Source organism: bacterium, from assembly GCA_035529855.1.
Classification (GTDB): Bacteria; RBG-13-66-14; B26-G2; order WVWN01; family WVWN01; genus WVWN01.
This window is the reverse complement of the sequence record DATKVX010000066.1, coordinates 1-12,354: the sequence shown is the minus strand read 5'-3', so window position 1 is coordinate 12,354 and position 12,354 is coordinate 1. Positions and strand designations below refer to the sequence as shown.

The 12,354-nt window shown below is 60.0% G+C and carries 15 protein-coding genes; all 15 read right to left on the bottom strand.

Features of this window, described 5'->3' with window-relative positions; genetic code table 11:
* On the bottom strand, nucleotides 1–282 hold a 282-nt coding region (locus VMX79_07210; GenBank protein HUV86886.1), incomplete at its 3' end, for a hypothetical protein.
* A gap of 11 nt (nucleotides 283–293) precedes the next feature.
* Nucleotides 294–812, bottom strand: a complete 519-nt coding sequence (locus VMX79_07205) for a hypothetical protein (GenBank protein HUV86885.1) — start codon at nucleotides 810–812, stop codon at nucleotides 294–296.
* 19 nt (nucleotides 813–831) lie between these two features.
* Nucleotides 832–1,491 (bottom strand): carboxypeptidase regulatory-like domain-containing protein, encoded by a 660-nt coding sequence (locus VMX79_07200; GenBank protein ID HUV86884.1) that lies wholly within the window; start codon nucleotides 1,489–1,491, stop codon nucleotides 832–834.
* Between the two features lie 75 nt (nucleotides 1,492–1,566).
* Nucleotides 1,567–1,959: an AgmX/PglI C-terminal domain-containing protein gene (locus VMX79_07195; GenBank protein ID HUV86883.1), complete on the bottom strand. Its 393-nt coding sequence runs from the start codon at nucleotides 1,957–1,959 to the stop codon at nucleotides 1,567–1,569.
* A gap of 919 nt (nucleotides 1,960–2,878) precedes the next feature.
* On the bottom strand, nucleotides 2,879–3,865 hold the full coding sequence (locus tag VMX79_07190) for a DUF523 and DUF1722 domain-containing protein (GenBank protein HUV86882.1): 987 nt from the start codon (nucleotides 3,863–3,865) through the stop codon (nucleotides 2,879–2,881).
* Nucleotides 3,866–3,887: 22 nt separating this feature from the next.
* Entirely contained in the window at nucleotides 3,888–4,763 is an 876-nt protein-coding gene (locus VMX79_07185) for an HlyD family efflux transporter periplasmic adaptor subunit (protein ID HUV86881.1), read from the bottom strand.
* Nucleotides 4,760–5,476: an ABC transporter ATP-binding protein gene (locus VMX79_07180; protein HUV86880.1), complete on the bottom strand. Its 717-nt coding sequence runs from the start codon at nucleotides 5,474–5,476 to the stop codon at nucleotides 4,760–4,762. Before VMX79_07180 ends, VMX79_07185 begins: the two co-directional genes overlap by 4 nt.
* A 27-nt stretch (nucleotides 5,477–5,503) precedes the next feature.
* A complete protein-coding gene (locus VMX79_07175) occupies nucleotides 5,504–6,625 on the bottom strand; it encodes an ABC transporter permease (GenBank protein HUV86879.1) in 1,122 nt (373 codons plus the stop codon).
* Nucleotides 6,618–7,706, bottom strand: coding sequence for a cobalamin B12-binding domain-containing protein (locus VMX79_07170; protein ID HUV86878.1), 1,089 nt, complete (start codon nucleotides 7,704–7,706; stop codon nucleotides 6,618–6,620). Before VMX79_07170 ends, VMX79_07175 begins: the two co-directional genes overlap by 8 nt.
* Nucleotides 7,707–7,731: 25 nt before the next feature.
* Nucleotides 7,732–8,790 (bottom strand): magnesium/cobalt transporter CorA, encoded by a 1,059-nt coding sequence (gene corA / locus VMX79_07165; GenBank protein HUV86877.1) that lies wholly within the window; start codon nucleotides 8,788–8,790, stop codon nucleotides 7,732–7,734.
* A gap of 156 nt (nucleotides 8,791–8,946) precedes the next feature.
* Nucleotides 8,947–9,405 carry a GNAT family N-acetyltransferase gene (locus tag VMX79_07160; protein ID HUV86876.1) on the bottom strand — a complete coding sequence of 153 codons (459 nt, stop codon included), beginning with the start codon at nucleotides 9,403–9,405 and terminating at the stop codon, nucleotides 8,947–8,949.
* Nucleotides 9,406–9,483: 78 nt separating this feature from the next.
* Complete coding sequence (locus VMX79_07155) at nucleotides 9,484–9,690, bottom strand: DUF378 domain-containing protein (GenBank protein HUV86875.1); 207 nt, start codon at nucleotides 9,688–9,690, stop codon at nucleotides 9,484–9,486.
* 100 nt (nucleotides 9,691–9,790) lie between these two features.
* Nucleotides 9,791–10,735: a TIGR01777 family oxidoreductase gene (locus tag VMX79_07150; protein HUV86874.1), complete on the bottom strand. Its 945-nt coding sequence runs from the start codon at nucleotides 10,733–10,735 to the stop codon at nucleotides 9,791–9,793.
* 45 nt (nucleotides 10,736–10,780) lie between these two features.
* Nucleotides 10,781–11,260 (bottom strand): TspO/MBR family protein, encoded by a 480-nt coding sequence (locus VMX79_07145; protein HUV86873.1) that lies wholly within the window; start codon nucleotides 11,258–11,260, stop codon nucleotides 10,781–10,783.
* A 25-nt stretch (nucleotides 11,261–11,285) separates the two neighbouring features.
* A complete protein-coding gene (locus VMX79_07140) occupies nucleotides 11,286–12,074 on the bottom strand; it encodes a GNAT family N-acetyltransferase (protein ID HUV86872.1) in 789 nt (262 codons plus the stop codon).
* Nucleotides 12,075–12,354 lie beyond the last annotated feature (280 nt).

Genomic DNA, 12,354 nt, shown 5'->3' with positions numbered 1-12,354 from the left:
GACGATGGCCTCGAGTTGTTTTGCCGGGACGGCCTCGAGCATCGCCGCTTCCGCCGGCTCGAGATTGAGGGCGATGGCTTCCGCGGCTGCGGCGCGTTTTTCCAACAGCATCTTCTTGAACGCCGGGTCGACGGCGGCCTTTTTTATTAGTACCTCGACGCCGCGAGGGATGTCGCCGACGTTCGCGCCGCCGCCCGGCGGCCTACCGCCCACGATCGTCGTGCGGACGGCGTCGGGTTCGCCGGGCCGCGCCATTTTTATCCGTTCCGAGTTTATACTCATGGTTTCCTCCGTTAAGGCCGGTCGGGCCTAATCCCGCGGGTAACGGATTCGTCCGCTTTTTCCCGTTGCTCCGCTGCTTCCTTAGAAGCGTCGACAACGCCGGGTGGCGGGTCGGGCCTAATGCCTTCTACGGCCGGTGCCGTTGGGTTGTTGTCGCACGCCGCCGTCGCCGCGGATAACGCCGCCAACATCACACCCCCCGCGTATCCCAGGAACGCGGGCCGCAGGCCCGGGTTGACCTTCGTGTTCGCGACGATGGCGTCGAGCTGCGCCTCCGGGACGGCGTTGAGCATCGCCGCTTCCGCCGGCTCGAGCTTGAGGGCGATGGCCTCCGCGGCCTCGGCGCGTTTCTCAAGAAGTAACTTTTTAAACGCCGGGTCGACGGCGGCCTTCTTGACTAAGATTTCGATGCCGCGGGGGATGTCGCCGACGTTCGCGCCGCCGCCCGGCGGCCTACCGCCCACGATCGTCGTGCGGACGGCCTCGGCCTCGCGGGCCGCCGGCGATTTATTTCCACTAGAGATACTCACTTTATACCAACCTCCCGGCCTATAAGCCGAATTGAATTAAACGAGGGTCGGGCCAGAGAACGAACTGCACCGGCGTTACCTCGCCGGCGACTACGACTACTCTCCCGGTCTGAAACAAGTAGCAGGCACATTCCGCCCGGACCGTATAAAACCCCGGCTCGAGCGGACCGAAGGAGAAGGCGCCGTCCGCGCCGGTCTCCGCGGCCGACCCGTTCTCAAGGATGCGTACCCGGGCCTGCGTTAACGGGTATCCGGTGGCGTCGACGACGCGTCCCTCGATTACTCCGTTCGCACGGTCTTTAGTTAAAGGCCCGGGGCCGAGTATAAAATTGACGTTGGTAATGAAGGCCGCCGTCACTTTAACGTCGGCCTTCCTTGCGTCGACATACCCGATATGGGAGACCTTCATTTCAAACGTTCCGGGCGGAACGGGTTTGATGACGTAATAACCTTCTACGTCAGTGGTCGCGAAACGATTCGCGCCTTTGATTGCGACGAGCGCTCCGCTGACCGGGTCGCCGTAGCCGTCTATAACGAAGCCCTGAACGACGCCGTATTCGGTTTGTTCGGTTTCAGCCCGGTCCTCGGCCGCGGCCGGCCCGAGCGCGATTATCGAAGCCGCCGCGAAGGCGAATGAATACCCGAGGAAGTCCGTGGCGTACGTTCGTTTGGCGGCCATATACCTCCGAATTTACCCGAGCGATGCGGCGTCGACGGCTTGAACCGTTAAGGCGCGTCGGGCGCCGACGCAATTTTACCCCTTCTCGGCTATAAATACAAACGGATATTCCACGACGACGTCCGCTTGGCCCGCGGCCGGGAATTTCCAACTCAGCACGCGCGACAGTATCGAGCGGCGGAGCGAATCGTCGCCGAGCGTATCGTCGGCGATTTCGGCGTCGACGACGCGGCCTTGGGGGTCGACGGTGAACCGCGCGGTGATTTTACCGCCGCCGAGCGAGGGGTTTTCCTCCACGGCCGCGTCGTACGCGTTTTGAATGCCCGCCAGTCTCTTTTCGACGTAGTCGCGGATGCTGGCGGCCGAGCGGTAGCTCCTTGGGCTTGACGCCGGGGATTCGAACGTAATGAAATATGGCGCCGGCTGCTCGCGGCTCGAGTTCTCCGGGACGTCGACCCTCGAGCCCATGCATACGCGGTACCGCAGTTGATTACGCCCCGATCTCCGGCCGTTTTTCGCGGGGGTAGTTTTAGGGCGGCCGCGCTCGGCCTCTGCGACCCGGTCCGGCCTTATGCCTAGGCTGGCGCCGCTACCGCCGGGGATGAGTCTTCCACATCCTCCGCGGGGCCAATCGCCGCGCATGCCGGCGCCGCTTCCGTGCCCTCCTGCTCCCCCGGTAAGGGCGTAAGGCCAACTGCCGCTTTCTTTCTTAGCCGCTTTTCCGGTTAGCCCTCTGTTCGCCCTCTTTTTCGAAGTACTAACCTCGGCCCGTTTCGTTCCCCCGGTCCGGGTGACTTCCGAGTCCGAAAGCAATGTCGCCGACCCCAGAACCGCCAGCATCGCGCTGGCGGCGTAGCCGAGGAATGCGGGCCGTAGGCCCGGGCTGACCTTCGTATGTGCGACTATGCCCTCGAGTTGGGGGAGGGGAACGGCGGCGAGCATCGCTTCCTCCGTGGCGTTAAGTTTAAGGCCGATGGCTTCGGCAGCCTCGGCCCGTTTTTCGAAGAGTAGTTTTTTAAACGCGGGGTCGACCGCGGCCTTCTTTATGAGGACCTCCAGGCCGCGGGGAATATGGCGGGGGATTTGTTCGCCTTGAGGTGGTCTCCCACCTACGATGGCCGTTCTAACGAATTCCCTATCGGCACTAACGCAGCCTTTTCGCGAACCCTTAATTTCTCCCATAATATTCCCCTTTCGTACCGAGTTCGCGACGCTTCCCTACATATTATATCCGTATTTTCCTACGGTTGCAAGTTACAGCTGGTACGCGGTAACGGCTTAGGTCGTGTTGGGCTTAGACTCCTCGATTCCGTCAACCGCGGCGCTTAGCTTACTTACAACCAAACATATAATAATCCGTGTGTTGCGTTGGCAATTTTAAAGTATTTTATAAGCATGTAGGTTGCCCTAGTTGAGGCCCTTTCCCCGAGTCGGCGAGCGTCGTCAACTCCTCCGGGTACGGCGAAAAGAACGTTTGGCGGGCGAGGTACTCGTCGCCGAAGCGAACGACGTAGCCGCGGAGCACGTTCAACGGCACGCTGAGCGGGACGTGGCCCGCGCGGTAACTCTCGAGCTCGTCCAGGAAGAAGGCTTTTTCGGCGTGACTTAGCTGCTTCGAGAAGTGGCCCAGGCCGTGCATGAGGGCGTTTATACCGGCCGTATAGCGCGGCGGCCTTGCGAACGCGGCGTAGAAATTTTCTTCGTACGCGGCGACGGCGTCGGCGAGACGTTCTCGGCCTGCCCCCGCGACGACGCGGCCCAGCGTCCGCATCCGCGTTTGATTGTACGCCATAAGCAGGAGCTTGTTCTTGGCGTGGAATTGTACGAGGTCATTCGGCGAGGCCGAGGCCTTTATCTCCCGGAAAGAGGCAAAGGCGAAGAGCTTCGTAAGAAAATGCTCGCGCAGGCGGAGGTTTTTTAGGCGGCCTTCGTCCTCGACGGCCATATGGCCGAAGCGCGCCAGCACCGCGCCGCCGAAGAAGCCGGCGCCCTTTCCCGAGGGCGCGGTTTTCGCCGTACCGGGGTATATCTTTACGTCCTTGAAACCGGAGGTGGGGGAGCGGCTTTTTAGGATGAAGCCGTTGACGGCGTCGAGGCCTTCCAGGAACGACGCCGCGAAACATTCCATCTTTGCGGTGAAGTCCAGGCCCGTCGCCGGTTGGACCAGGCGGCGCGCGCCGTCAACCTCCACGATTCGGACCGGCTGGCGCGGGATGCCGAGGCCGATTTCGACTTCGGGGCAAATCGGTATGAAAGTGACGTGGGGTTTGAGAGCGCGGACGAATTCGTCGCGTATTATGGAGCCGTCGTAGCGTACGGCGTCGAAATCGAGGCACCTGCTTACGACGACTACCGGTTTGGCGAATTCCCTCATACGTTTGCTACCGAAGGGGCCGCTATCGGCTCTCGGCGAGCTCGGCCATGACGTTCAGACCGAGCGGTATATTTTTCTTTTTCGGCTCGAGCCGTAAGATGACCTCTTGGAATTTGGTATCGAAGCGTTCCTGCAGATCGTCGGATTGGAAGTCGCGGCCGCCGAGGTAGGGGTTCCTTTGGATAACCGTTCCGAGGCCGACGTACTCGCCGGTTTCGGCATCGTAAATTTTATATTTAGCGCCCTCTTTGACGCGGTCCACCCAAAAGGATTCTACGTATATCCGAACCCACAGGTCCGTCGGGCCCAGTATAATTCGCGTGTTGTCACCCGCCGCGAGCGTCTCGCCCAGGCGCACGTCCAACTTGTAAACGACGGCGTCGATGGGCGCTCTGAGCTCGAGCTGCTCCAGTTGGGCGCGCGCCAACGCCAGCTCGCCGTACGCGACGTCTAGGTCGCGGGCGTCCAGCTCCGACCGCAACTTCGCCTGGGTGTATTCGTATTCGGATATCCGTCCCGCGGCGTAGAGTTCTTTGTTGCGCTTAAAAGTATCCGCGGTAAGCTCCACCGATTTGCGGAGGGCCGCGACGCGCGCTTCCGCGACGCGGCGCTGCGCCGACTCGACGTCGTTTTCCAGGACGCACAGCACCTGTCCTTTGACGACCGCGTCGCCCTCGTTAACCGATAGCTCCTTCACGCTGCGGGTAACGTTCGGACTCACGTACACCTCGCCGCCGGCGGGTTCGACGCGGCCGTAGACGCGCGCCGGCGAGAGGTCCAGGTCGGGCGGTTTCATAATCGCCGGCGGCCGCGATGACTTGTAGAGGTTGCACACGATGAATACCAGGCCGCATAGAACGGCGGCGCCGACGACAAACCATTTAATATACTTTTTCATGCCGGGGCCCTCTCCCGGACCGTCTCCCGCGAATCGTGCACGACGGCGCCGTGTTCCAGCGTTATCAGGCGGTCGCCGTAGGGGAAGACGCGCGGGTCGTGCGTGACGAGCACGACGCCGCGGCGGTCGTCCCGCGACAGTTGCTTCAGCGTGTCCAAAACGACGGCGCTGCTCTCGGCGTCGAGCGCGGACGTGGGCTCGTCGCACAGGACGAGGACGGGGTCGTTGATGAGGGCGCGCGCGATGGCGACGCGCTGCTTTTGGCCTGTTGACAACGTTCGAGGTTTAACGTAAGCGTACTCGCTTAGGCCGAAGTCGCCCAATAGCGTTAACGCTTTTTCCTTTAAGCCCCGGGGTAACTTCGTCCCCTGGACCGCGTTAGCTACTAATATGTTTTCGATTATCGTAAGCGCCGGTATTTCGGTAGGGGTTTGAAAGACGAAGCCGAAATTCTCAAGTCGGAGCGTGGCTTCCTTGTCTTCGGGAAGGTCCGTGACGTCTTGCCCTTGAATGAATATCCACCCTTCGGAGGGGCGTAATATCAGGCCCATAATGGACAGCAGCGTCGTCTTGCCGCTGCCCGAGGGGCCGGCGACGATGGCGAACTCGCCGGCGTAAAACGCGAGGTTGACGTCGCTCAAGACGCGTTGCGTGACTTTCCCATCGGAAAAGTCGCGGCTGATACCTTCCAACTCGAGAATCGGTTTCGGCATGTTATCGAGCGGCCCGGTTACGCGCCGTTAGCGGAACGCCGTCGCGGGCTCGATGCGGGTTGCGCGCCGTATGGCGAACAGCGAGCCGACGAGACACAGCGCGAGCGTAAACGCCGCGTGGACGAACGGGAACCATAACGGCACGAAGCTCGCCAGGTTGGAATCCCTCGTCCCGTTGAGGAAGAACGCGAGTAGGAGGAACCCCAGGAATATTCCCACGGCGGCTATCATTACGGCCTGGTAAAGTACTATCACGAAAATATCCTTTTTGCGGCCGCCGAGCGCCCGCAGGACCGCGAAATCTTTTTCCCGGTTTAAAATGCTGGTGTACATCGTTAGCGTAATTATAACGATGCCGACGAGGGAGCTCATCAACGTCGTAAAGCCGAAGCTGAAGCCTATGCCGGTGTTTATTAAATAGTAGGCGCGCGTTAGCCGCGACAGTACGTCCTTGGGGAAGACTTCGGCCCGCGGTAGCAAGGCGCGTATTTTGGCGATGGCCTCGTCGACGTCGACCTCCGGTTTCAACTTGACTAATATGTAGCTGCAACGGCCCGGGGGGAGGTTGGATATCTCCCGCGCCTTTGTCCGGTTCGTGAAGACGAGCGTTCCGCCGAAGCTGGTTATCTTCTTCGTCACGGCGTTGATACGGACCCGCTTCTTATTAACTTCGAAAACGTCGCCGAGTTCGGGGTTCCCGAAGAGCTCGAGGTCGCGGTTGTCCACGGTAATGCCGTCGTAGTCCAGCAGCGACTCGATGGACCCCTGCTCGAAGGCCCACGGTCCGCCCGAAAGCCGCGGCGCCGGCAGCCCCACGACTACCACGCCCTCCGACTTGCCGTCCTTACGGCGCGTTTCGCCCGCCGTGGTGATAACGGGTTCCGACCATTCAATTTCCGCCAGGCCGTTTATGCGGTCGACGTAGCGCGTCGGGAGTTGGCCCGTGCTGTTCGCGTTGTCCGTGAACTTGCCGCAGATCCAGATGTCGGCGTCCGAGTGGTCGACCAGCACCGACATATACGTGAAGAGGCCGAACATGGTGCTGAGCTGTTGCCCCACCAGGAATAATATCGCGACGACGCCCAGGACCGAGCCCGCGGTAGAGGCGCGGTCGTGGAGCAACATCCTGTAGGCTACGAGGCTACGCATCGTTGCTCGGAAGTGACGAGGCCGCGGCGAAACCCTCCTCGAAAGTTCCCGCGACGGCGTCGGCAACTTCGCCGAGTCGTTCCCGGGTTACGACAGCCGCGCGGCCGCCGAGTACGATCTTCGTCTCCGGCGTCGTTTCGCGGACGCGGCGCGCGAGTTCCCAGGCCGCGGGTAGGTGCGAAATGAGCGTTACGGCGAATAAAACCGCCGCCGGTTTTTCGTCCGCCGTAGCCCGGACGATTTCTTCGGTAGGCAGACTTCTTCCAATATAATAAACTTGCCAACCCTTTAACTCTAGATAGTCGGCCGTTATCTTCGCGCCCAATTCGTGTTCTTCGCCCGGGACGCAGGTTACGAGCGCTTTACGCGAAAGCGGTTGTTCCGGCGGGACGACGTCGAAGGCCCGGTAGATCGTGTAACGGCAGATGTCGGTTGCGGCGTGCTCGTCGGCGACGCCGACGGCGTTGCGCTGCCAACGCAAGCCTATTTCCCGTAGCGCCGGCCCGACGACGTCGTTTATTACGCTTTCGAGCGACGCCCCCGTTTTCAGCAGGCCGAGCACGTACGCCGCGGCGCCCCGTCGGTTATTACCGAGGACTAGCGATAGGAACTCTTGCCGCGGTCCCGGCGAGGAGAACGGGGTGCGTAGCTCCGTTAAAAACGTCCCTACGTTGGCGCGGAGGATTTCGAGCGGGGGGGACAACTCGGCCGCCGCCGCCGGCAGCTCGAAGTGGACGCCGTTTATCCAGGCGTTCAGCGTTTTTTGGAAGAAATTCTCGTCGAAGCCGCGGCTGGAGAGCGTCGACGTGTACCAGGCGAATTCGTCGGCCAACACGCCGTACAAGCCCAATTCGTATACGCTCTCCAATAGTTGCCCGAGAAGGGTATGGCTTTCCTCCACCGTCCTAAGTCGGTCCGAGGCACAATAATCGTCACAATATCTGGTTTCGATGGAGGCTTTTTCGTTTACCAAGACGAGAAGTTTCGGCAGGTTGCGCCGGAACGCCGCCGCCGAGCCGGCGGACGGGGGAGGTAACGCGAGGAGGAGGTCTTTTACGCTTATTAAGCTATCGACGCTCATCGGACGCTTGTCGTCTCCTATAGCGCTAAAGCCACCGCTTCCGCTTGAAGAACACCACCATCGATACGGTTACGATTACTATAACCAGCCATACGACCGGGTAGCTCCAGTGCCACCCGAGCTCGGGCATGAATTGGAAGTTCATGCCGTAGATCCCGGCGACGAAGGTGAGCGGTATGAAAATGGTCGCGATGATGGTCAGGACCTTCATCACCTCGTTCATCCTGTTGCTAATTGTAGAGAGGTAGAGGTCCAACATCCCCGAGAGGACGTCGCGGTACGTCTCGACGGCGTCGATAACCTGGATCGTGTGGTCGTAGGCGTCCTTCAGGAATACGCCGGTAGATTCGCGCACGAGCTTTGAGTCGCCCCGCGCGAGGCCGTTAACCACCTCCCGCAGCGGCCACACCGATTTGCGTAAGATAATCATCTCCCTTTTCATCTCGTGGATGCTTTGCAGCGTCTCCGGCTTCGGGTTTTCGACGAGGACTTCTTCCAACGAGCCGACCTTTTCGCCGACCTGCTCGAGTATCACGAAGTAGTTGTCGACGACGGCATCGAGCAAAGCGTACGCCAGGTAGTCCGGGCCCGTTTTTCGGATGCGGCCTTTCGAGTTCCTTATCCTCTCGCGGACGACGTCGAAGACGTCGCCCTCCCGTTCCTGGAAAGATAAAACGTAGTTGGGCCCGAGGATTAAGCTCACTTGTTCGGTCCCGACCTCGTCGCCGTCGTAGTCCAACATTTTAAGGACGACGAAGAGGTATTCGCCGAAGTCTTCCGTCTTGGGTCGCTGGTCGGTGTTGGCGATGTCCTCCAATACCAGCGGATGAAGGCCGAAGCACTCGCCCAGCTCCTCGAGGACGTCCACGCGGTGTACGCCGTCGACGTTAACCCAGGTTACCGTCGGCTTCTCACGGAAAAGGCGGCAATCGGTCACCGCCTCGACGTCACTTTCTTCGTACGATTCCCCGTCGTAGTCGATAACGGTAATCTTTACCGGCGCCGCGCGTTTTTCGACGTCCGCGACGAGGGTGCCCGGCGGAAGGCCCGCTTTCTTGGACATCTTTCTAAAGAACCTTACCATATAGTTCACCCCTCAGCGGCGGTCGTATTCCGGCGTTCGTTTTTCGCTGTTGGATAAGGGTTGGTATCCGAATAGGAATATAAATACCGGCGAATGAGGCATTTGCGAGCGTTTAGCGTGTATTTTCCGTTAAGTGTCAAAAAGGCCATTTTTCGCCTATACGTCGTCGGATTTTCTCTTGGTGAAATAAGAGATGCCGGGAAAAGGTTTATAGCCGACCTTTTCAAAGAACGCTTTCGAACCCTCGTTCCAGTCTTCGACCAGGCAGGCGAAAATGGCGATACCTCGGGCGGCGAGGTGCCGCTCAACTTCCGCGACGAGTAAGGCGCCGACGTTCCTTCTCCTGTAGTCGGGGTGGACCGCGAGCCGGTTTATCCAACCTTTACGGCCGTCGTGAGAGCCCAGTACGGCGCCGACGAACGCCCCGTCAACCTCGGCTACCAAGTAAACGGCGGTGTCCTCTTTAAGCTGGCGCGCGAGAGCTTCGCGCGTGTCGCGTCCCCGTGGTCGATACGGCAGGCCGGCTTCGCGCCAGAGCGCGACGAGCGCGTCGTAATCGTCGTCGCGGAGCTCTCGCACCGAGACTTTAGCGTCGTCGCTTTCCCCTTTTTTCATATTAGGAATATTTTGGAATGGGCCGATTGGATGCGGGTGCGGCGCGGGGAAGGGGAGCTCCCCGCGCCGCGGCCGGCGTCATTTCTTACGTAGCATCGCCGCTATTATTATCATGTAAATAGCGGCCAGGGCGACGAGGATGTATACGATGCGGGCGACGACGTAAATGCTGGCGAAAATCCAGGCGACGAGGTCGAAACCGAATATCCCGACTAAGCCCCAGTTCAAGCCCCCGACTATTACTAGTATCAGTGCAATCCAATCCAGCGCGTTTAAATTCTTCACTCAGATCACCTCCTTATGCTGGTGGATTCGCGGTTTGGGGTTATTTAATTTAAAACTTAATATCTATGGCTGGGGCGAACCGGTGGCCGGGTTTAAGTCCTCAAGCGGGTTCACCTCGCTGCGGCGTTAGTAGGTTATTTAAGGCTGCTTCCGCGGCGCGATACCGGAACGTAAAGCCGGCCTCGAGCAACCGTTTGGGTACGGCTCTTTCGCTGGCTAACAACAGCGCGTCCGCCATCTCGCCGTACAACGCGCGTATTAGAACGCCCGGTATCGGCCACCACCACGGCCTATTCAGCGTCTTACCCATAATACGTGAAAAATCGCGACTCTTCAACGGCTCCGGCGCGCATAAATTATAGGCGCCGCTTGCTTCGTCCGTCTCGATTAGAAAGCTAATAGCGTCTATTTCGTCGTCGTAGTGGACCCACGAGACCCAATTGCGGCCGCCGGCCAGCGGCCCCCCCGCGAAATATTTAAAGGGCCGCGACAGCCGCGGTAAAACGCCGCCGTCTCGGCCCAAAACGATGCCGCTGCGGATTACGACCCGCCGTACGCCCGCTTCCTCTACGGCCGCGGTTGAGCCCTCCCACCTTCGCGCGACGTCGGCCAGGAACCCGTCCCCCGGCGGCGCCGATTCGTCCAACTCCTCGTCGCCGCGCGAGCCGTAGATGCCGACGGCCGAGGCTTGCACCAATACCCCCGGTTTAACCTTGGCCGCCGAGACGGCTTCTACGACGGCGTCGCCGGCGGCGAGGCGGCTCCGGAGGATGGTTTTTTTTACGGCCGCCGTCCACCGCCGGGCCGCGATGTTCGCCCCCGCGAGGTTGACGATGGCCGCGGCGCCGTCCGCCAGCGCGCCCCAACCCGCGGCGGTATGGCCGTCCCATCGCGCGTATTGGACGTGGCCCTCCCATCCTTTGGGGTACGCGTCGGCACGCCGCGTAAGTACGGCCACGTCGTACCCGCTCGCGGCGAGTTTGCGAGTCAACCCTCGCCCAATGAACCCGGTCCCGCCGGTAATTATTACCAACCCGTCCGCCACGTATACCCCCGGTTATTTTTTTATAAGCTAATGCCCTTGGCTTCCCTAAGTGTTGAGTCGCAAAATCTCGTAGTTGAGCGCTGCGGCAAAGCTAACCCAAAGGAGATATGGGATAAGGAGAAAAGCGGCCGGCTTGGATACGCGGTAAAACGTCAAAACCGTAACCGCTATCGCCAGCCATAACGCGACGATTTCGACGAGGGCGAGGAAGGGGGAACGGCAGCCGAAGAAGAGTACGGACCATAAAACGTTAAGCAGTAATTGGACGCCGAAAAACGCCAACGCCGTCTTCACGCTCTTGACCGAAAAACCTTTGTCCCAAACCAGGAACGCAGCGACCGCCATCAGCACGAAGAGCCCTATCCAAACCGGCGAAAATACCCAGTTGGGGGGCGTGAAACCGGGTTTTTCCAGGGCGGCGTACCACCCGGAGATCGCGGGCGTGGTGAAGAAAGAACCAACCACGCCGGCGAGCTGGCATACGGCCAAAGCTACTAGCAATTTAATAACGCGGCGTAAAGTCATAGGAACCCCCTTGGCGTATTGTGTATTATTTCCGCTCGCGCGTCAACGCTTTTGAGATCGCGTCGCGTATCCCTTCTCGCGGGGCCTCGTACCCCCAAAATATTTCTTCGCCGTCGACGAAGATCCCGCGGCTTCGGCCGTAGCGTCGGAGCGTCGCCGGGTCGCTCGCGTCGTATTCGCGTAACGCGACGGCGTCGCCGAACGCCGCGGCGACCTCGCGGACCCGTTGCGCCTCGACGTCGCTCGTCAAGCAGAACGTATTGAAGATGAGGTCTACGGCTACTTTGCCCGGCACAGGCTCGAGCCGGTATTTATCTTCCCAAAAAGAAGGAGCCTCCGCCGACGAGTCGAAGGTTTTCCATAATATCGCCGCGTCCCCCCGGCGCGCCGCGACCGCGAACCCCAACTTCTCGAAATACGCCGCCGGCATAAACCAACGGTCGTGATAGTAGCCGTACGTGACGAGCCCTTTTTTCTCCTGTTTTATTGCTTCCGCCTCGGCCGCGGCGACCAACGCCCGGCCTACTCCTTGGCCCTTCACTTCGGAATGGGCGACGAGGCACGGGAAGGCCGCGAGGTCGCGGCCCAGGGGCCCCCACGGACAGACCTCTATAGGCATAACGTAGATAAAGCCGACCCGCTCGCCGTCCAACGTCGCGACTTTTATTCTCAGGCCGCGGCCGTGCATCTTTTTAAACCAAGCCGAGCGGCGCCCGGATGACGCGTCGATTTCGGCCGATTCGTTTACGTGGGTACAAGTTGCGACGAAATACTCGTCGTTAATCCTCCGATCGCGTACGGCTATAACGCTCATAAATTTTAGTTTATTACGGCGAACACTTTAAGTTATTTATTAATATCACTTCGGATTTAATAAGCCGGGTTTAGCGCGGCGTTTACCTAGTTTTCGGGGCGGTCGGCCGTTACTTACTTACCCCGTAGCTCGAGCGTGAACGTCCAGCGTAGCCGCCGAGCATACCTTAGGTACGTTTCAGGTTATAACGACGGGCAACGCCGGTACGTCGCAAATCCTTTCCTTGACGGCTTCACGCGTTCGCGGCGCCGCAGGCCGGCGCGGCGCGCAACCGCGTCCG